Source organism: Ruminococcus flavefaciens (assembly GCF_900143025.1).
GTDB lineage: Bacteria > Bacillota > Clostridia > Oscillospirales > Ruminococcaceae > Ruminococcus > Ruminococcus flavefaciens_I.
This window is the reverse complement of sequence record NZ_FRCT01000005.1, coordinates 23,326-43,964: the sequence shown is the minus strand read 5'-3', so window position 1 is coordinate 43,964 and position 20,639 is coordinate 23,326. Positions and strand designations below refer to the sequence as shown.

At 42.5% G+C, this 20,639-nt stretch carries 20 protein-coding genes; 9 read left to right on the top strand and 11 right to left on the bottom strand.

The window, feature by feature from the left end; genetic code table 11:
* Positions 1 to 927 (top strand): SufB/SufD family protein, encoded by a 927-nt coding sequence (locus BUB28_RS06670; protein ID WP_072950047.1) that lies wholly within the window; start codon positions 1 to 3, stop codon positions 925 to 927.
* A gap of 171 nt (positions 928 to 1,098) precedes the next feature.
* Here the strand turns inward: BUB28_RS06670 and BUB28_RS06665 are convergent, their stop codons facing one another.
* From BUB28_RS06665 to BUB28_RS06650, 4 genes are all read right to left on the bottom strand, one after another.
* A complete protein-coding gene (locus BUB28_RS06665) occupies positions 1,099 to 1,764 on the bottom strand; it encodes a nitroreductase family protein (protein ID WP_072950045.1) in 666 nt (221 codons plus the stop codon).
* 120 nt (positions 1,765 to 1,884) lie between these two features.
* Positions 1,885 to 2,934, bottom strand: a complete 1,050-nt coding sequence (locus BUB28_RS06660) for a D-alanyl-D-alanine carboxypeptidase family protein (protein WP_072950043.1) — start codon at positions 2,932 to 2,934, stop codon at positions 1,885 to 1,887.
* 178 nt (positions 2,935 to 3,112) lie between these two features.
* A complete protein-coding gene (locus tag BUB28_RS17370) occupies positions 3,113 to 4,702 on the bottom strand; it encodes a hypothetical protein (RefSeq protein ID WP_072950041.1) in 1,590 nt (529 codons plus the stop codon).
* Entirely contained in the window at positions 4,695 to 5,402 is a 708-nt protein-coding gene (locus tag BUB28_RS06650; protein ID WP_072950039.1) for an ABC transporter ATP-binding protein, read from the bottom strand. Before BUB28_RS06650 ends, BUB28_RS17370 begins: the two co-directional genes overlap by 8 nt.
* Positions 5,403 to 5,593: 191 nt before the next feature.
* Between BUB28_RS06650 and BUB28_RS06645 the strand changes: the two genes are divergently transcribed.
* Both BUB28_RS06645 and BUB28_RS06640 read left to right on the top strand, forming a co-directional pair.
* Complete coding sequence (locus tag BUB28_RS06645; RefSeq protein WP_072950037.1) at positions 5,594 to 6,154, top strand: hypothetical protein; 561 nt, start codon at positions 5,594 to 5,596, stop codon at positions 6,152 to 6,154.
* Between the two features lie 18 nt (positions 6,155 to 6,172).
* Positions 6,173 to 6,886, top strand: coding sequence for a prolipoprotein diacylglyceryl transferase family protein (locus BUB28_RS06640; RefSeq protein WP_072950035.1), 714 nt, complete (start codon positions 6,173 to 6,175; stop codon positions 6,884 to 6,886).
* Positions 6,887 to 6,903: 17 nt separating this feature from the next.
* Here BUB28_RS06640 and BUB28_RS06635 read toward each other — a convergent pair whose 3' ends face one another.
* On the bottom strand, positions 6,904 to 8,319 hold the full coding sequence (locus tag BUB28_RS06635) for a sensor domain-containing diguanylate cyclase (RefSeq protein WP_072950034.1): 1,416 nt from the start codon (positions 8,317 to 8,319) through the stop codon (positions 6,904 to 6,906).
* A gap of 365 nt (positions 8,320 to 8,684) precedes the next feature.
* On the opposite strand from BUB28_RS06635, the gene BUB28_RS06630 reads away from it, so the two are divergent.
* On the top strand, positions 8,685 to 8,888 hold the full coding sequence (locus BUB28_RS06630; protein WP_072950032.1) for a hypothetical protein: 204 nt from the start codon (positions 8,685 to 8,687) through the stop codon (positions 8,886 to 8,888).
* Positions 8,889 to 8,981: 93 nt separating this feature from the next.
* Here the strand turns inward: BUB28_RS06630 and BUB28_RS06625 are convergent, their stop codons facing one another.
* Both BUB28_RS06625 and BUB28_RS06620 read right to left on the bottom strand, forming a co-directional pair.
* Positions 8,982 to 11,201: a hypothetical protein gene (locus tag BUB28_RS06625; protein WP_072950030.1), complete on the bottom strand. Its 2,220-nt coding sequence runs from the start codon at positions 11,199 to 11,201 to the stop codon at positions 8,982 to 8,984.
* Between the two features lie 4 nt (positions 11,202 to 11,205).
* A complete protein-coding gene (locus BUB28_RS06620; protein ID WP_072950028.1) occupies positions 11,206 to 11,772 on the bottom strand; it encodes an RNA polymerase sigma factor in 567 nt (188 codons plus the stop codon).
* Positions 11,773 to 12,128: 356 nt separating this feature from the next.
* On the opposite strand from BUB28_RS06620, the gene BUB28_RS06615 reads away from it, so the two are divergent.
* Entirely contained in the window at positions 12,129 to 12,974 is an 846-nt protein-coding gene (locus BUB28_RS06615; protein WP_072950027.1) for a Rossmann-like and DUF2520 domain-containing protein, read from the top strand.
* Positions 12,975 to 13,100: 126 nt separating this feature from the next.
* On the opposite strand, the gene BUB28_RS06610 is transcribed toward BUB28_RS06615, so the two are convergent.
* The 3 genes from BUB28_RS06610 to BUB28_RS06600 all read right to left on the bottom strand — a co-directional run bounded on the left by BUB28_RS06610 (position 13,101) and on the right by BUB28_RS06600 (position 15,897).
* Positions 13,101 to 13,982 carry a DegV family protein gene (locus BUB28_RS06610; protein ID WP_072950025.1) on the bottom strand — a complete coding sequence of 294 codons (882 nt, stop codon included), beginning with the start codon at positions 13,980 to 13,982 and terminating at the stop codon, positions 13,101 to 13,103.
* A 228-nt stretch (positions 13,983 to 14,210) separates the two neighbouring features.
* Complete coding sequence (locus tag BUB28_RS06605; protein ID WP_072950023.1) at positions 14,211 to 14,702, bottom strand: hypothetical protein; 492 nt, start codon at positions 14,700 to 14,702, stop codon at positions 14,211 to 14,213.
* A gap of 136 nt (positions 14,703 to 14,838) precedes the next feature.
* The gene (locus tag BUB28_RS06600) at positions 14,839 to 15,897 is read right to left on the bottom strand and encodes an alpha/beta fold hydrolase (protein WP_072950021.1); all 1,059 of its coding nucleotides are present in this window, start codon (positions 15,895 to 15,897) and stop codon (positions 14,839 to 14,841) included.
* 151 nt (positions 15,898 to 16,048) lie between these two features.
* Between BUB28_RS06600 and BUB28_RS06595 the strand changes: the two genes are divergently transcribed.
* The 4 genes from BUB28_RS06595 (at position 16,049) to BUB28_RS06580 (ending at position 19,383) form a co-directional block, all read left to right on the top strand.
* A complete protein-coding gene (locus BUB28_RS06595; RefSeq protein ID WP_072950019.1) occupies positions 16,049 to 17,053 on the top strand; it encodes a dockerin type I domain-containing protein in 1,005 nt (334 codons plus the stop codon).
* 267 nt (positions 17,054 to 17,320) lie between these two features.
* Complete coding sequence (locus BUB28_RS06590) at positions 17,321 to 17,653, top strand: hypothetical protein (protein ID WP_072950017.1); 333 nt, start codon at positions 17,321 to 17,323, stop codon at positions 17,651 to 17,653.
* 190 nt (positions 17,654 to 17,843) lie between these two features.
* Positions 17,844 to 18,800, top strand: a complete 957-nt coding sequence (locus tag BUB28_RS06585; RefSeq protein WP_072950015.1) for a dockerin type I domain-containing protein — start codon at positions 17,844 to 17,846, stop codon at positions 18,798 to 18,800.
* 253 nt (positions 18,801 to 19,053) lie between these two features.
* The gene (locus BUB28_RS06580) at positions 19,054 to 19,383 is read left to right on the top strand and encodes a hypothetical protein (protein ID WP_072950013.1); all 330 of its coding nucleotides are present in this window, start codon (positions 19,054 to 19,056) and stop codon (positions 19,381 to 19,383) included.
* A gap of 244 nt (positions 19,384 to 19,627) precedes the next feature.
* On the opposite strand, the gene BUB28_RS06575 is transcribed toward BUB28_RS06580, so the two are convergent.
* A complete protein-coding gene (locus tag BUB28_RS06575) occupies positions 19,628 to 20,626 on the bottom strand; it encodes a GGGtGRT protein (RefSeq protein ID WP_072950011.1) in 999 nt (332 codons plus the stop codon).
* Positions 20,627 to 20,639 lie beyond the last annotated feature (13 nt).

Here is a 20,639-nt window from a genome sequence, read left to right as displayed (position 1 = left end):
ATGGTACAGATGGACGCAGTTCAGAAAAGACTCTTTCAGGAGGTAGCCGACCTTCACGGTATCCCCGAGGGAGCGTACAACCTCCGTGCAAACGGCAAGGCATTGCTCAGAAATACTACCGCAAATATTGACATACAGTCAAAAAATGATGTCAGCGGTATCGATATACGCATAAAATCAGGCACTAAAAACGAAAGTGTACACATTCCTGTTGTACTCAGTCAGAGCGGTATCAAGGAAAATGTATACAACGATTTCTTCGTTGGCGACGACTGCGATGTGCTTATCGTTGCAGGCTGCGGTATTGATAACTGCGGCTCTCAGGACTCGGAGCACGACGGTATCCACCGCTTTTTCATCGGCAGGAATTCAAAGGTTCGCTATGTGGAAAAGCATTACGGCTCGGGCGACGGAAGTGGTAAGCGTATCCTCAACCCCGTGACTGAGGTCCACATGGAAGAGGGCAGCACTATGGAAATGGAAATGGTGCAGATAAAGGGTGTTGACTCCACTAAGCGTACTACTATCGCAGAGCTAAAGGCTGATGCAAAGCTTCTTGTCCGTGAGAGGCTTATGACTCACGGTCAACAGCAGGCATTCAGTATTTATAAGGTAGACCTTAACGGCGACGGTTCAAGCGCAGACGTTGTTTCACGTTCAGTTGCACGCGACAGCTCGTATCAAAAGCTTGATCTGTGTATAAACGGCAACGCCGCTTGCAGCGGTCATACCGAATGTGACTCTATTATTATGGACAGCGGTCGTATACTGGCAGTCCCCTCACTTGAGGCTAACAGCGTCGATGCTGCTCTTGTTCACGAGGCTGCTATCGGTAAGATCGCAGGCGATCAGCTCATCAAGCTTATGACTCTCGGTCTGACTGAGGCTGAAGCTGAGGAACAGATAATCAACGGATTCCTTAAATGAGCCGTTAGCCCTTAGCCATTAGCCTTTAGGAGCGGCGGAACGCCGTCCCATACAATGCGGTATTTGTATTTATTTGGTACCAACGGGACGTCGAGGACGCCGTCCCCTACATTTATAATGTTGCAAAAAGGGCGCACACTGTGCGCCCTTTCTTAGTTCTTATTAATTTTTTCATGCACGGCACTTATGTCCCGATGCAGCTTCAAAATTGTATTTTACGATACCGAGGTCGATCTTTGTCATCATTCCCTTTTTAGCAGTGATGACTGCTTCGTCATTTTCAAGGGTAACAAAGAACTTCTGCTGGTTAAGTGCTGTAGGTGCCATCATTGCTGCTACCATGCCATTTCTGAACCACGGCTGCATCTGGTCGCCTCTTATGTCGCAAAGCTTCTCTATGGGCTTTGAACGATGCTTAGTGCCCTCATTGGCTCCATAGCCTATTGCTATAATACACACACGCTTTTCGTCGTCTGCGATTTCTACTCTGCACTTGCTCTTGCCGTATGTGCCTGCTACCCAACAGGTATTGAGTCCCATTTGCTGAGCTGCAAGAACTATGCGCTGACCATAGTAGCCGCAGCGTTCATCAAGATCCTCTAATGACTTTTTTCCTGCGAGAACTATATAATTCCGTGCATTCTCAAACTTTCCCACATGAGCAAGAAAAGTGTTGAAGCATTCGGGATCGTCGTATACTATCTGAAAATTCAATCCGCCCTCTTCATTGCACTCCTTGATAAGCTTATCAAGCTCTGCTCTGAGATCATCTGCTATTGGTTTGTTGATAAATTGTCTTACACTGTGTCGTGATTTTATTGCTTCTTTTATATCCATAATGCACCTCGTTCCTGCAAAATTGCAGTTTTTTATTATTCTACCACATTTATCTGTAAATTGCAATAGATTTTAGGTGATATTACGGAAAATAATCCAAAAAATCCGCTAAAAACAGCCTTACAATATCTGATATATCATATTAAGGGTATAATCGTATCTGTCATTGTCTGTATTGCAGCCCACTACTACCGATATATATGTATCGTCGTCAGTTTCAAAGGCGGATATAAGACAGCTTCCTGCGTTCTGTGTAGTTCCTGTCTTTACGCCTATGGCATTTTCGCAGTAATAGTTTCCGTTTATATCAAGAAGCTGATTTGAGTTCTGCCATGTGAAAACCTTTCCTGCTGTGGAATATACCGTCTTTTGCGGCATTGCAACGATATCTCGCAGCTCCGGCACGGACATAACGTATTCCGTAAGCTTGATAAGGTCGGATACTGTTGTGTACTGGTCATATTTATCCCAGCCGTCCGGACTTACAAAATTGCTGTTTTCCATGCCGATGCTCTTGGCAAACTGTTCCATAAGTCCGCAGAAGCAGTTCACAGCCTCAACGTCATTAAGGTCTGCATCAGGGAAGTTCATTCTTGCTACATTTACCGCTACTGTACGTGCAGCATCATTTCCCGAGGCAAGGAACATACCTGTTATCAGGTCACGGAGCGTAAGGCTGTCGCCTACCGCAAGTCCTGCAAGGCTTGAATTCTCGTTTACGTATGCAAGCTCTGAGCCTGCTGTGAATACATCGTCTGCATCGGCGTATTTCAGTGCTACCGACGCTGTAAGCAGCTTTGTTAGGCTGGCAGGAGCAGTCTCCTCGTTTATATTATTGCTGTACAGAAACTCGCCCTTTTTCAAAGAATATACGGCAGATGCCTTACAGTATGGCAGATAATCCGTATCTATCCCGCTCTTCTTTTCGGATACGTTCTTCGGCTCTGTATTTACATTCTGTTCGGCAGGCTGCGATACCTCTGCCACGCTTGTTACCTCAGTTATTTCCGCAGCAGCCCTGTATTCCTTTTCCGCTGCCTTGGGCTCAGGCTTATCATCGCTTTTGGAAGAAAAAATAACGATGAGCAGTATATCTGCGAAAAGTATCGCAATAAGTGTTCTCAGAAGCAACTTTCTGTGTTCCTTTATCCAGTCGGTTATTTTTGTCAAAAAAATCCGCCTTTCTCTTTTATAATATGCTCCATTAGAAATAATCGTTTACTTACACATTAAGCAGACACTCACATATGCGTGTCAATATATATATTTGAAATATCGTCCGTAATATTTCAGTCTGCGGCATAAAAACAGACCCTTTTATTATTTTAACGGGTCTGTTCAATGAAAATTAGCTGTGTATCCTGAAGGTCTTGGGTGCGAATTTATACACCAGCAGGCAGGCTACTGCAATATAAAGCACACAGAATACTATTGTCAGGGCACCAAATAGAAGTGCGGGAACCTCCACATATATCATCCAGTAGCATACAAGATAGGTAACTGTTGTAATGATACGGTATGTGCCGTTCTTAATCTCTGTGCCTGCGTTGTAGGGCTGGAGCAGATAGTATATCGTAAGATAATGTACCGAGAAAAATACGCTCAGAGCACACATGGAAACAAATATTACGCCGTAGGTTACGGGATTATCCGTGCCCCCCGAGAAGAACAGCAGGGCTGAAATACCTATACCGCCCACTGCCGCAGGAAGAAGGTTTACCTTGATTATCTCGCGGAGCCTTATGCGGAAAAGATTCAGTATGGACTTGGGCTGCTTATAGAAGGGATATGTGAGCAGACTGTGGTCACAGTTTACGAAAAGTGCCTGTGTGAACTGCATACCGCGGTTAATGGCATACATTATGAATACGAAATACGGAAGCGATTTTCCGATATAATCGTTAAGTTCCTCTGCCTCCTTCGGGGTAAGGACGCTTATGATACACAGTAACGTAAGAACTACCGCAAGTACCACTGTTATCTTCACAGAGCTTCCCCAGAGTATCTTCTTATGACGCTTTACAAAAAGCTCGTTAAGGTACTCAAATCCGCTCTTATCACTGGTGATATCAGCATCTGCACTGATATTCTTCTGGGTGTTCTTCCGGAAATTCTGTTGCTTAACTGCCTTTGAGTCCATTTGAGATACGAACTCGGCATTGAGTATCTCCTTGTTAAGTGCGCGGTATTCTTTGAACTTCAATATATACGGCAGGGCGATAACTGCTGCTGCTATGACTGCCGCCATTACAGCGTAGGATACCGTAAGAGGTATCATATAGCCGAATACAGGCAGAATGTAAAGTCCCATTATGAACGCGATGCCAAGCAGCATGGTCAATACATTGAGCTTTGCCTTTGTCGCAAGCTTTTTGCCCTTTTTGAAGCGTATCATCTCTATGGGACATACTGCTGTCTTGGCTGCGATACCAAATACCGAAATCATCAGACATTCCCACAGAGCCATACCGTTATCGAGTCCGATAAAAATTGCAACCACAGTAAAGCCGATAAAATGCCTTGCGAGATTGAAGAAGTAATTGACAAGAGTGAAGCTCTTAGCGTCCATACCAAGCTGTATCATCGCATAATACTTGTGCTTCTCGGGAGTGAACATATAGTTATTCACAAATGCCCCCGCAATGGTAAGCGGTACAAGCAAGTGCAGGAAAAATCTCGGTGAGTCCGCCCTGTTTATCTCAAACACGCCGCACCAGACCGTAACTGCAAAAAAGAAATAAGCGATCTTGAATGCAAACATCGTAAAGAACTGCCAGAGAATAGATATGATATAGGCAAATACCTTGAAGCCCGTCATGCTGTAGACATCAGGCGGAAAAAGCTTTCCTATGAGCGGTATCTGCCTACAGGCATAAAGTATTGAATTTACGCGATATGCGTTTTTCAGCTTGAAGGATATAAGGAGAGTTTTAAGCATTGTTATCCTCCCTCAGTGCTGCGATTATCTTGTCCTTGAACTCGTTGTTGTCAAGGTCTGACTTGTATACAGGCTCAAGTACACCGTGATTGAGGAGCACTATCTCGTCGCAGAGGTCAAGTGCAAGGTCCATTATATGTGTGGAAAGAATAGTTATCTTATTGCCTTTAAGCGAGCGGAGAAGCTGCTTCATCTCCTCGGCAACTACTACGTCAAGAGAGGTAAGCGGCTCGTCAAGAAGAAGTATATTCGGCTGTGCTATGAAGTTTATCAGCATCTGCATCTTGTTTTTCATACCGTGAGAATAGTCCTTCAACAGCTTGTCGCGGTCTATGCGGTCAATGCCCATATAGTCGAAATATACATCAAGAGGCTTCAGATCCTGTATCTTGTCGGCGTGAATCTCTGTAAAGAATTTGAGGAATTCCCTTCCCGTAAGGAATTCGGGAACTGTGGGAGTTGAAAGCACGTATCCTATATCCTCGGACATAAGTTCTCTGCTGCCTGTATCCGTAAGAAGTGTAAATTTACCCGAATCAGATGAGATATCACCGTTTATGCAATTGAAAAGAGTGGTCTTTCCTGCTCCGTTTCTGCCAAGAAGTCCGTATATCTTGCCTGAATCAAAGGTGAATGTTATATCTCTTAGTACCTGTTTATCATCATATTTTTTTGATAGATTTTCAATGAAAAAACGCATATTAAATCCTCCGTTTGTTCTTGGACTGAAAAGCCCTCAATATAGATTATAGCAGTTTGCATCACGATAGTCAAGAAGCAAAAAGCTCATAATAATGACAAATGTCACTGAAAAAATGACGTTGATCATCTTGAAAAAATTCCTGCGATAATGTAAAATATAATCAATGAAAGCCAATGGGGGGCATTTATATGAGAATACACTTTTATGAGGTCAAGGATTGCACATACGATATGGTGCAGGGCATACCTGCAATATTCGCTCCTGATGGAGTAGATGAAGAAGTATTGCAGAGACATTTCTTTATCAAGACCGCGGAGGGTAAATGGTTCCATTATCTCACCCGTGAGGAGTACTATTACCTTATATCTATGTCATACAGCGGAAACGATGAGGTGGTTTTCAGCTTCGATAAGCCTATTACCAACTATTATCCGCCTTACCAGCCACTTGACAGTGAAAGCGAAAACAAGGCAAATACCATGTGCGGCATATCCTTAGGTCTCATGGGTATGGGTTTTATACTGGCAATTATCGGCGGAGCGATCCTCACATTTCCCTGCTGGATAGCTGCGATAATACTTATGATAATAGTACGTGTAAATTATCCGCAGAACACCTTCGGCAAGGTACTTATGATAATATACATAATATTCGGTATATTATTAATGATCGGCTTCATAATGGTCGCTATAACCTGCAATATAATAGCAAAAGATTTCCTGTCATGCTGTGAAAATATGCCGAAATAAGCTCCGGAGATGACAACAATGACCTTGCATATAGATACAGACTGGGGCAAGATACCGCCCTACCCTATAATGATAGTCCTTTCCTTTGCAGCAGGCATAGGCTCAATGTTCCTTCTGAATGTAAAAAACGGCGTAAGGAAAAGAATTGCAGGCTATCTTTCGCTGCTTGCACCTTTTATGAGTATATTCGGAGGCTTGCTGCTGACTTATATTACCACCCTCGGCAACGGTATGGGGCTTTCCTCTATCGGCGGACTTGCAGGAATGTACGCGGCAATTGTGACTATCGAACTTATCGGCAGAGACCGCCGCGAATTCAGCACTATGCTAACAAGCTGCACACTTATCATACCGCTGATGTACAGCATTTCAAAGATAGGCTGCCTGTCAGTGGGCTGCTGCCGCGGTATGGCTTATGACGGACCATTCTGCATAGAATACACAGGAAAAATGACGGGGCATATATGCGTTTTCCCTGTACAGCTTGCGGAAACCATCGTTTTCTTTGCTATATTTATTGTTGGTATGATTTTGTTTATGAGGAAAAGCAGGAACACCGAGTTTTTCATAATAATTGCTTCTGTACTCGGCAAAGGCGGACTGGACTTTCTCCGCGCATCTCACGCAGGAAAGATAATCTCACTTAATCAGGTACTCTGCATTGTTATTGCAGCCGCAGGAACAGCCGCTTATATATACCTGTATTCATGCAGAAAAAAGTCCCTTCAATGAAGGGACTTTTATTTGTCTTATCTGCGCTTACGCTCGGGGTATTTGCCGTAAAAACGCTTTTTATCCTCGTACATTCTCTCATCTGCGGTCCTCATGGCGATACGTATATCATTGCCCTTGTCGTCAAAGTAAAGACCAAGTGCAAAGCTTATATTATCGGGACATTCGGAGTCCTTCCTGAGCTTTTCCACACGCTCGGAAAGAGTTTTTTCGCAGACATCAATGGCAATAAGCATGAATTCATCGCCGCCTGCACGGTATATCTCACACTCGGGGAAGGTCTCCTGAAGCAGAGCCGCAGCTCCTTTAAGAAGCTTATCGCCCTCTACGTGACCCTCTTCATCGTTCTTCTGCTTCAGACCGTTGAGGTCGGCAAATATTATGCCGAAGCACTGAGGTGCAGGGTCTTTTCCCGATGTGAACCTGTATATGCGGTTATTCATAGCATTACGGTTATATATGCCCGTCAGAAGGTCAATGGAGCTGAGTATCTCAAGCTTGTTGAGAAGCTGATAATTGGCTATCTCGGAAGCTATGAAGTAAGATGTTATCTCAAGCGTATCCTTTATTTTCGAGGTCTGGGAGGTATCAAAATCTACCGCCCATATATATCCGAGTATTTCATTATTATGCTTTAACGGGAACAACACCACGCTGTTGACCTCGGCTTCAATAAGTGAGGCATGCCATATGGGATTTCTTTCCTTCAATACCTGCATATCCTTTTCGCTCTGTATGATAAGACATGAGCTGCCTGCGATAGTATCTCTCCATGACTCAACTATATCGAAAAAGCCTTCATGTATGTAATAATCCATATGCTTTGTGCGTTTTTTGTCAAGAAGATCCTCGGCAAGCACCGAGCAGGTCCCTTCTTCAAAGTCGGCAAGAAGTATACAGCACTGCTCTGCACCGCAAAGCTCTCTGATATCTCTTATTACCTCGTTCATTGTCTCACGGAAATTATCCGTGCTTCTCAGCTTGATACAGGTCTTTATAACAGCAGCCGCTGTTTCGGCAGAGGTATTCGCCATCATATCAGCATTGCTTTTTATAGTAAGCTCCTGCGAATATGAGCAGTAGCCCATTTTCGGGTCATCAGATGCAAGTGGCATCATTACCATATTGATCCAGAAATCATACCTCTCAGGGTGGATATATGTGTGCATTATCTTCTTTTTAATAGCAGCATTATATACGCAATCCTCAAAATTCAGATCCTTCGGGATATACTTTTCATATGGACTGTTGGGCACGAACTTGTTATTGAGCATAGATGATGCCGAAACATGATGCGGATTTTCTATAGAGTCCACATAAGCCTTATTGCCTGCAACCAGCCTTATTTCGCCGTATTCGCCGTTTTCAAGCTTTTCTATGGAAATTATGCAGGTCATGGGCTCAAATTTATCAACATACTCCTGAAAGTCCATAATAACTCCTTTCTCAAAAAATATTAAGATACGGAAATCATTTGTCCTGTTATATTATATCATATTTATTATGATATGTCCAGTGAATTTTATTTGAATACACTAATACGGCACGAGATTTGATAAACACACTTAACACAAAAACTGTGTTATCACACCTGCTATATAAAAATAATATGCACTTTTTGGTATAATTCTGACATTAAAATTCTGCATCATGTATGACCGGTCTTTTCATTGTAATAAATGCACAATGAAGCCTGTGAAAATTCGTCGTATTTACGGTTGAAGGCGGAAACTCAATATGGTATAATTTAGGTAACATATTACAGGCAGTCAAATTTAATAAAAAGGAGGGAATTGATATGCAGCCGGTGCTTATAGTCGGAATAGTTCTTGTTGTTATGCTGCTTCTTGTGGCAATGTTTTTTATCCACAAGAGCAAGCAAAGAGCTGACGAGGCTTATTTCAGCGAGCAGATCAGAAGAAATGAAGAACGCCAGAAGCAGGCTCAGGAAGCTGAGCGTCAGAGACGCATGATGCAGCGTGAACGTGTAAGTAAAAACTGATTTTTTACAAGGAAAGACCGCCGACAAGTGCGGTCTTTTTATTTATCGGTATATAGCAAAACTCCGCTCTCCAATAGGAGAGCGGCTGTGTTTTTATTCGCTGAATATCTTTTCTATCTGTCCGAGAATGTCCTTATCTGCGCGTAGCCAAATATCTTTATAAGGTGTCTTTTCAACATCTATCTTAAGCGTAAAGGGATCAATAACCACATCACGATAGCTAATTACAGTATATCCATATTTGTCCTTACCTACTTCGGTTAATACTGCTCTATCGCCTATTAAGCCTGTGATCTTCAAATCAAACTCATCGGTAATATCTTCTTTATCCACTTCGCTCCATGAAGTATTCTGGAATAACTCTCTAAGCTCATATGCCTTTTCTTTTGGGAATATAAATGCCTCATCATCTTTTACATAATAAACATTGACTTTTTCATATTCATTGATGAATGAGAAGTCTTTAATTCCGTTCTTTGCATCGTCTTCCGCAATACATTCCTTTATGCGCTGTACTATTGTGGCATCATCGCAGTAATAGGATTCCATTACATTTACATCGTCAGGTGTATATTCTCCCGACTCCTTGTAGGTATACTCAGCATATCCTACATGAGTATAATCGCCAAAAGTCTCGAAGCTGAGCAGTACGTGCTCTGAGCCTTTCTCATGGTAAAGCACGATAGAATCGTTATCCTGCTGTTCGCTATCGGTATTGTTTTTGGGCTGTTTTGTTGTCCAGTCGCACTTGCTGATAACATCATATACAGCTTTTCTTTCGTCCTCTAAAAGTGCTCTGTCTGTATCCTCAACTGTCCATCTGAAAGCTGCGAAATTATTGTACTCATGTGTCTTATCGCTGAATTCATCACCGAGTATCTCTCTTATCTTTGCCGCAAACAGGTCATAGTCTATATCGTATACCTTGACATCTGACTTTGAATGAGGTTCTATGCACTTGTATTTCGTATCATCATCAGTATCTTTTTCTATTTTGACTGTAGTATACGAAAGTGTTCCTGAATCTCTGTCAAGCCATATAATATTCAATTCATCATCGGTAATGTAAGCAAAGTTAAGATATTCCATAGTTTGCAGCCAGAAAGGTGTATACTCGGTATATGCCGTCTTATCCGACTCCTTCCATTCCTGACTGTTGAAGAATTCTTCAAGCTCCTTGCGCTTCTCAAAAGGTATTTCCTTACCCTGCTCAAGTCCTAAGCTATAATCGTCTGCCTGAATAAATAATGATGCTTCTTCAGTTCTTAAACTGCGGTATTCCTTTTCTGAGAAATTGCCGAATGGAGCGATATTCTCATTAATATCAGACTGTCCCGAAGTATCCCTGAGAGTATAGTCCTCATCGTTGAGTATAGCTGTTATAGTCGACTTAAAGTAGTCAAAATCTATTTCCCAGCCCATCATCTCAACACTACTAAAGTCCTCATAAACAAAACGACCGTCTTTTTCTTCATATTCCATTTTAAAATAAGCAAGGCAGCCTATGCCGTCATACCTATATATTGATATCATTCTTATCTCGTTTGAATCATCGCATATAAAGTATGGCATTTGCGGTTCGAGATTTTCACCGACAGTCATACCCTCAATCTCCGGCTCCTCAAGCTCTATCTCGGACGGATCCGGGGTTTCCAGGATAGCTTTTGCCAGCTCGTCGGAATAATCCTTGAATTCAGGAGCATCAGGCGCTTTATCAGAAGGTCCATAAGTTTTGTTTTCGGGATTAAATATAGTATGTTCCATATACTTATAATCATAGTTATTGAAGAAATCAGCAAGCTTTTCGCGCTTATCCTGAGATATTGGCGTACCTCCGGGAAGCTTGATCTGTTCTTCTTCCATAACATCGTCATTCCCATCATGTTCCGTTCCTTTATCCAACTCGACTATATTTACTATCGGCTCTTTACTGTAATCACAAAGCTGATAGTTAAGCTTCGCAAAATCGCCGAAAGGAGCTATCTTTTTATTAGCCTCGCTGAAAGCTGTCTCGTTGTTTCTGAACTGCCTGTATGCATATGCTCCGCCTGCTACACCGCCGACTACTATGGCAAAGGCAGCGGCAACGCTGAGAAATCTCTGCCACCTCGGACGCTTATATACCTCAACGCCGCTGACAGTCTGCTCCTCATTTCTTATTATATTGTCTGATCTATTTTTACATTTTCTTTCGCTCATACTGAATATCTTCTCCTTTTCCTTTTCATCGCGGGGAGGATATTCAGCTGTGAGTCTTTCTATTACGCTCTGCTCTGCATTTTCCAGAACATCAAGCTCATTTTTTTCTTTCATCAACTCACCTTCCTTCATGGATATCCGAAAGTATTTCTCTCAGCCGCTTCAATACACGGCTGAGTCTTTTTCTTACTGCATCTGACTTCATTCCGACCATATCAGCTATTTCATTGGAAGATTTTCCGTAATAGTATTTCTGCATGACTATGGTCGAATCAGGTTCACCGAGGGACGTAACCGCATCAAGTACCTCATGGGCTGTTTCAGATCTTTCCGCAAGCTCATCGACCCTCTCCGAGGACGCGAGCTGTATGATCTCATCACCGTCAATAGATACAGTATCTGCACTCCTTGATCTGAGTCTGCGGAACATATCTATTGACCGCCTTTGGGAGATCGTCGATACAAAACCTTTGATATCGCCGCTGTGCTCACTGTCAGGCTCGTACTTCATAAAAATATCAGAGAAAACATCACTGACACATTCGTCTATGTCCTCACGCGCCGCTATGCTTCGGAGACGGTTAAAGACTATAGTGTAAACATAGTTGTAGTATTCGTCGAATATAAGTCTGTGCGCCTTGTCAGGACTGCTTTCCAGGAGCTTTCGCAGTTTTTCGTCGGTCATCTGATCCCTCCCCGCTTGTTGGATTTATTGTAAAAGCTGTTCAAATGCATTTGTCACGCTCTGTAATCTATACTCGCAGATGTGATACGCCGTGTGACACATCAAAAAAAATTTGAGACAAGTTATATTTTATCACAAAATACGGGATAAAGCAAACCTCAGCAGCAATATCCCTGTTTATCTCCCGAAACATAATGTGTAAAATATTATGATTTTATGACAGTTGGTATAATACAACTTCATATTAATGCATACAAGTTGATTTTTTGCAGATTTTTCGCGGAAATTATTGCCTGCACAGCACAATCGTGATATAATTGGTACAGTAACAACATAGGTTACAGGAGGATATTAAAATGCAGATCGGTTTTATTGGCGCAGGAAAAGTCGGCTTTTCGCTTGGCAGATACTTTGTCGAAAACGGACTTAAAGTATCGGGATATTACAGCCGTGATATCCAATCAAGAACAGAAGCCGCAAAATTTACGGGAAGTGCAGTATTTGACGATATTGCGTCACTTCTCAGGAAATGCGATACAGTGTTCATTACCGTCCCCGACAGTGCTATCAGGGAGGTCTATGAACAGGTAAGAGATGTGGGCATAGCAGGCAGGCAGATCTGCCATTGCAGCGGTGCAATGTCCGCTCTTGAAGCTTTTCCCGATATCGCAAGATACGGCGGCAGCGGCTGCTCTATACACCCGCTTTTCCCCGTAAGCAGCAAGTACGATTCTTTCAAAGAGCTTGGTCACGCCTTTTTCTGTTTAGAGGGCAATGAAGCTCATGTCATGCAGTGGAAAAAGATCTTTGAAGATATTGGCAATCCAGTAAGAGTTATCTCAGGCAGCCACAAGTGCGAATACCATGCAGCCTGTGCTGTATCGAGCAACCTTATGTGCGCTCTTGCAGAGGAAAGCGTGGAGCTTATGAAAAAATGCGGCTTCAGCGAAAACGAAGCCTTAGCAGCTCTTCAGCCTCTTGTTATGAGCAATATCCGTCATATCTTCAAGGTCGGTCCTTCGGGAGCTCTTACAGGTCCTGTCGAGCGGAATGACGTTCAGACGGTACAGAAGCATATCGAGTGTATGTCAAAGGAGAGCGACCGCTCCATGTATAAGGCAGTTTCACGGAAGCTTGTTGAGGTGGCTCAGAAAAGACACCCCGACAGCGATTACAGAAAAATGAACAGAGTACTTTTATAATGCGAAAGCCTGAAAGCAGTTCAATGCTTTCAGGCTTTATCTTTTTTTATCTATTTTGCTGAATAAATACAGACAGGCAGTTTCAGTCTTCCGTATCTCCTCTTTAAGCTTTTTCTGCAAAGCTTCTCAGTCTATTTTAAGAGTACGCGATGTGATACCTACTGCAACGCCCTTTGTATTCGTTCCTATATGACAGGCAATGCTGCACGCAAGAGGTCGGTATGTCACCTTATATCCCGCAAACTCAGCCTTTACCTTGTCCACCCACTGCTTTGCTGCACGTTTGTCCTCCATAGTACCTGCCGCACCTATGCTCAGCTTGTTCTTCGGTATGCCTGCGTACTTGCTTTCAAGGTCGCTGTGGACTGCTTCAAACATTTTCTGCTCTGCACTTGCCATTCCTCTGACCCTTGCATATGCATCAAGCTTGCCACCCTGTATTTTCAGTATGGGCTTCAGATTGAGCACAGTCGCAATAGCTGCACCTGCCGCGGTTATCCTTCCCGTCTTTGTTATGCGCTTCAGACTGTGAAGAGTGATATAAATATCGTTGCTGTAAGCGTTTTTTTCAAGGACCTCCTTTATCTCGGCAGCATTTTTTCCGCTGTTTGCAAGATACTTTGCATCGTATACGGAATCAAGCAGAGTTATGGAGATGCGGTGATTGTCGATAACCACCACTCTGCCGTCATAATCCGCAGAAAGTGCCTTTGCAGTACTGCACGAGCCGCTCAGACCGCTTGACATCGGGATATATACCAGCTCGTCATATCCCTCGGAAAGTATCTTATCCCACATTTCCGTAAGTGAACCCGGAGAGGGCTGGGACGAAACAATGTCCCTGTTCTCATTCAGAGCTTTATATAACTCTCCGTGAGTGATCGTGAGCTCCTCAAGATAGTCATTTCCGTCAATAATGACAGGCATTGGCAGTACATATATGCCGTACCTATGTCCTTCCTCAAGCGATATACCGCTGTTAGTGTCAGTCATGACCGCAGTTTTCATTCAGTTTTCCTCGTTTCAATCAGCTTTCAAACATATCTCTGCCTCGGCAGAGCAAATTTCCCATAGGAGATTATACCATTATACGGTGTTTTTGTCAATATGCAGGCATATAAAAAGCTTCGGGAAGTTAACCCCGATACCCATATAGAAATTTTACACTAATTATTGAGATAACCCCTTTTGAAAAAGGGACGTCCTCCGTCAGAGGAAGCCTTTTCATATATCAGCTTACCATGAGAGCTTATCGTCCTCTATCTTTGCATTGAGCAGCTGGCAGTAAGTGTTTACGCCTTCCTTATAGTAATTGAACTCGCCCGACACGGTTATCATAGTATCAAGCGAAGGATAATCATCGGGATATTTGTAGTCACCATCAAGCACGAATTCGATTCCCTGAGCACAGCAGGCTGTAGCATCGCTGATAAGTACAGCAAAGTATTCATTTCCCGACTGTTCGTCCTTGAAATATGAAAAATTCCCCCTTACACGCACCTTCTGTCCCATGTAATTATCGGGATTTGCCACCATATCGTAGACCTGTGCATACACCATCTGAGAATTCAGCTCAGTAAGGTCTACATCGTATCCGCTGATGGAAGCAGCTGCCTGCGCATTTGGAGCAGTCGAAGACTCTGTTGAAGCGTCATTTTCCTGAACTCCGCACGAACAAAGGCATAAAGCCGCAAGCACCGATATAAGCGCACATTTTTTCATAGACATAGCACATTATCTCCTTAATTTGATAATCAATTTCATTTTCATAAGTTATTATAGCATAGTTTTTTTTAAAATGCAACAGATACATCGAAAAACGTTATATCACGCAAAAAAGTCTGCTGAAAATCAGCAGACTTTTTTAAGCAGCTTTTCCGAAAAAGCTGTTGATAAGCTCTATAAGCTCCTCATTCGTGCCGTTATACAGCTCCTTGTCGATCTTATCACACAGCTTTATCATTTCTTCATCGGGGATTTTATCACCGTATTTTTTCTCAAGTCTCTCACGCTCAGGAGTAACGAATTCTTCCTTGTATTTCTTATACTCAGGAGTATAGAAATAGCTGTTATGACCGTTTCTGCCCTCCTCGTCATAGACCTTGTATTCAACATTGGGATTTGTTATTTCGTCCTTATGCGAAATAATTGAAGCTCCGTCATATTCTATGACCTCATCTTTTGTGCCGTGGATAATAAGCACAGGTATCCCCGCCTTATTTATGCCGTCCACAGCAGATATAGAAGAATTACTGCCGAATTCGATTTTGTTATACAGCCATACTACAGGATCAAGCAGCTTGCTCCAGCCGCCAAACATTCTGCCGCAGGACTCTGAAAGCTCAGCAAACGGCGTATTATAGCCTGACATTGAAACACAGGCTTTAACATCATGGTCAAAGTTGAGTACAGCTGCCGCTGCATATCCGCCCCAGCTGTGTCCAAGCACATATGTATCAAGTATATTCAGTCGCGCATCACTTTCCGCGTAAGTGAGAGCATTGTCAAGGTCGATGACCGACTGTGCAAGTCCTTTTGTGCCCTCGCCCTCGCTGTAGCCGCTGCCTGTACAGTCATAGGTAAATACACGCCAGCCGCAGTCCAGCAGACTGGTTAAAAGCGAAAGATAAACCTCATGTCCGCTGCCTATTCCGTGGGCAAATACTATCAGTCCCCTGTCATTGTCCATACCGTAAATAAAGCCATTGAGGGTGTTTTCTCCCGATCTGAAGCTTACCTCCTCACGGGGATAATCCTTCTCATAATGGTCGTACATCCATGTGGCAGTCAGTCTTTTTTCAGGATATTCACCTCGTCCGAAGTTTTTTGACATTTCTTTTGAGGTTATTACATATGCGATTATAAACGTAACGATGAGAAATACTACAAATATAACAGCTATTCTTTTAATGACTTTCTTCATTCTCTGCATCTCCCCTGAATTTTAGTTAATTATACCATTTCATACTTTTACTGTCAACAACAGAAAGCGTTTTAAATGTTAAAAATTATTGACATTATATGCCGCTTCTGCTAAAATATATGTATCTTATTTTGTTTAAGGAGGTCAACCTATGAAAAACACTATTGCCAAAGTAACTTGTTCTCTGCTGACTGCTTCTTTACTGCTGATATCATCTGCCGCTCAGGTATTTGCTGCATATAATCTCGGTGATGTCAACAATAACGGTTATTCAGACGCGGTCGATGCATCGCTCATACTGGCAGAATACGCCGCCAGCTCAACAGAAAGGGGCGGAACCTTTACTGCCGACCAGAAAAAAGCCGCAGATGTGAACCACGACGACCAGGTCGATGCTGTTGACGCTTCAAAAATACTTTCATACTACGCATACAAGTCCACAAGCGGAACTCTTGACCTTGATACATTCGTTAACGCTCCGCCTGCAACTACGACAACAACTGCTGTTAATACAACAACAACGACTACCACCACAACTGCCTATACTCCCCCAAAAATAGATTACAGCAAGGATATCATCGGATTCTGGGAATTAAATACCGAAGATGAAAACGATACAGATAAAATGGGACTCTTCTTCCTGAATGACGGCACAGGCGGACTCTACACAGTTACTTCCGACCTTCTCCACTTCAGCGGAAACGATTTCGTCGTATCTGGCACGGCTATACCTTCGCCTTTTTATCAGGAAAAGGACGGTATTATAACAGTTGAAAACGAAAAAGAAAAGCTCATCGAAATGTCAAGGATAGAAAGCACAGACGGAAAGCTCGGCACATATCACCTCTACGACGGAGTATATTATAACATTGTCATTAACGGCTTCAAATCCGATCGCAACTCTGATGTCAACCCGCTATACGCCGTAGTTGATTTTTATGAGGACGGAAAAAGCAGGATAGTCTACAAAAACTTCTTTACCTATAAACTGAACGGAAACGTACTGACTGTAACTGCAAACGAGAACCTTACACCTCTCTTCAACGGCGACGGTGCTATTACGATCAATAAAGATACTATGGTAATGATCGGCGGAAATGAGGTCGTTGGCTTTACAAGAAAAACTCTTCCGTCTGACGAAAAAGTAGTAAAATAAGTATTATAAACACTGCGAAAATAATTGTTTCCGCAGTGTTTCTTTGTTCATTCAAACAGCGTATTTACAAAATCTCAATATATTGCCTTTTTCCACAATTATACACCCCATTTTTTGACAGCAATATAGACAACATGATGTGTTTCTTTTGTTGCAGTATAACGAATAAAATTAATAAACTGTAACATTTCATAAAAAGGGGTTTACAAATCCCCTAATACAAAGTATTATAATAACATAATTTTTTATTTTATAGGGGGCTTTTTTATGAAACTTTTTTCAATGTTAGGAGCAATTTACGACGACATCACGACAGGTACAAATTCCTACATCTATGATGAGGATTATGACTGCTTATACTTACCTGTCAGCAAGGAGTTTGTCAACCAGATCTTAGGCAGAAAGTGCGAACAGTGCGGAGTTCTTATTTTCACTATGGACAGCAATTTCTGGTATTCGGTTGACAGCGTACTCATCGACGAAGACGAAACACCAAGGGATCTGAGAGAAGAAATCAACGAATACGTAGACGACTTAGAAGTAGGTCATCAGTATCAGGCACTCAGCTGTGCTATCTCAAACGTATTCTGCAAAATCTGACAACGCAAGGAACCGCCTTTTATAGGCGGTTCTTTTTGTTTTCGGCAATATCAATAAAATGTGTATATCTCTTTTGTGCGAGAAGACATATATTATTAATAGTTCATTACGATTTATGCTCAACTGTTGACCTTGCCCCTTTTATCAAATATAATTTAAAGTAACTCCACAAAGAAACGAGGTCCTTATAATGAAAATAAAAGGGATAATAACTGCCGCAGCTATGCTTTTTTCACTCATATGCTGCACCGTTACTTTTACTCAGCAACCTACAGTAACTACCGCAGCATCGGATAATCCTTTCAATAAACAAAACGATATGGAAGTCCCCTATGACGGTTCTCGCTGGATACAGCCTGTGGAATGGAACGTTCCGACTGTGAAACCGAGGGACTACAAAGGCGGTATAATGCTTTTTTTTGACAAGATAGGATTTGATGCAGAGGCTGCAAGGGGACGGACTCAGAGGGTATACTTTAGCGTACATGGTGCTACAGATCCTGTAAGCTGCATTAAATTCCATATATTCTATGATACCCGTCTGAAAGTCAAAGAGAACTCACAGGGTGAATTGGTGAATACAGGCAAAGCCATAAAGGACTTCACGATAGGTTCTAAGCTGGTTGAAGACGGACAGATCGCTTTTTACGCATACAATGCCAATGATATCCTCCTCAACAACGGAAGTATTTTCACCATTGATTTCATAATCCCTGAAAACGCCGAACCTGGCGATGTCTACCCTATCGGCTTGGCTTATGTTGACGACGGTATAGTCGCTGATACCTTCATAAACAATGAAAAGGACGAAGCAGGAAGGCTCCAGATGACGTATGTATTCACCAAGGGGATATACAACGGATATATCAAAATGAATGGAGAGAAAAAGCCTAAATACACTCTCGGCGATGTGAATAATGACGGTCAGATAAATGCAATAGATGCCTCAGAAGTCCTGAAATATTATGCCATGATTTCCACGGATAAGGACGGCAGTTTCGATGCAAATCAGAAGCTTGCCGCAGATGCCGACTGTGACGGCTTCATCAATTCGATAGACGCTTCATTTATCCTTGCGTATTATGCCTATATTTCCACAACAAAAGATGAACCATTGTCCTTTGAGGAGTATATGAAGAATAAATGAAAAAGAACGCCTGTGATCTTACACTCTTAATTAAACTATAGAAACATATTAACTACATATGCAAAAAGAGCAGTCCAAACGGACTGCTCTTTCGTTATTTTTCAGTAAACCATATATAGTATACAATAATTTTTTATCAGATTTTTTGAAAACCTTGACATTTTTTCACAAATGTATTACAATGACGTGTAGAGGGCTTTATTCTTTTTTAAATGCACTTTTAAATTAAATTTACTCAGAAAGGACGATTATAATGAAAACAAGAATAAAAAGATTTCTCTGTACCGCAATTCTTGCCGCATCATGTGCATCAGTTTTTACAGGCTGCACCAAAACAGTAGGCGGCAATAAAGTCTGTGTATATACAATAACTCATCGTTTTGAAGTAAAAAGCGGAGCAGGAGCAGGCAAATATGGTACTTGGTCGTACTATAAAGAATGCGATATGGACGGTGACGGAAAAAAGGAAAAAGTTTATATTGCAACAGTTTTAAATAATCCGAACGATCTCACTCTCAAAGAAAGATATTATGTTTTCGGCAGTTCTAAAAATAAGGGTGCATGGCGGTATAAGCGTATATAATAATTGAGATATCTGTAAAGAATAAAGCTCTCTTGAACCGAGCAATTTCGTTTTGTGTTTACATCAAGCATTATAATAGCGTTCAGCCTTTTCTGAGTAAGAAGCATATATGTGCCACAAAAAATAAACTTAGGGTGACAAACGGGTGACAAAACACAGTATCTGCTTCAAAAATAATAAAATCCTGACAAATCATAAGACTTGTCAGGATTTCGTTATTTATCGTATTATAGCCGTTTAGCTATTACTTCATAGCCTCTTCAACAGCAACTGCGCAAGCAACTGTTGCACCAACCATCGGGTTGTTGCCCATACCGATAAGACCCATCATCTCAACGTGAGCAGGAACAGATGAAGAACCTGCGAACTGAGCGTCAGAGTGCATACGGCCGAGAGTATCTGTCATACCGTATGAAGCAGGGCCTGCTGCCATGTTATCTGGGTGGAGTGTACGTCCTGTACCGCCGCCTGAAGCAACTGAGAAGTACTTCTTGCCAGCGTCAACGCGCTCCTTCTTGTATGTACCTGCAACTGGGTGCTGGAAACGTGTTGGGTTAGTTGAGTTACCTGTGATAGAAACGTCAACGTTTTCCTTCCACATGATAGCAACGCCTTCTCTTACGTCGTTTGCACCGTAGCAGTTAACCTTAGCACGGAGACCGTTTGAGTAAGCCTTGCGGAATACTTCCTTAACTTCGCCTGTAGCGTAGTCCATCTCTGTCTCAACATATGTGAATCCGTTGATACGAGCAATGATCTGAGCAGCGTCCTTGCCGAGACCGTTAAGGATTACACGGAGAGGCTTCTGACGAACCTTGTTTGCCTTCTCAGCAATACCGATAGCACCTTCAGCAGCAGCGAATGACTCGTGACCTGCGAGGAATGCGAAACACTCTGTATCTTCTTCGAGAAGCATCTTGCCGAGGTTACCGTGGCCGAGACCAACCTTACGCTGGTCAGCAACTGAACCAGGGATACAGAAAGCCTGGAGGCCTTCACCGATAGCTGCAGCAGCGTCAGCAGCTCTCTTGCAGCCCTTCTTTATAGCGATAGCGCAGCCTACTGTGTAAGCCCACTTTGCATTTTCAAAACAAATTGGCTGGATACCCTCTACCATCTTGTAGATGTCGAGACCCTTAGCCTTGCATACGTCAGCACACTCTTCGATAGAACTGATACCGTATTCTTTAAGAACAGCGAGAATCTGCTTCTCGCGTCTCTCATATGATTCAAATAAAGCCATTTTACAAGTCCTC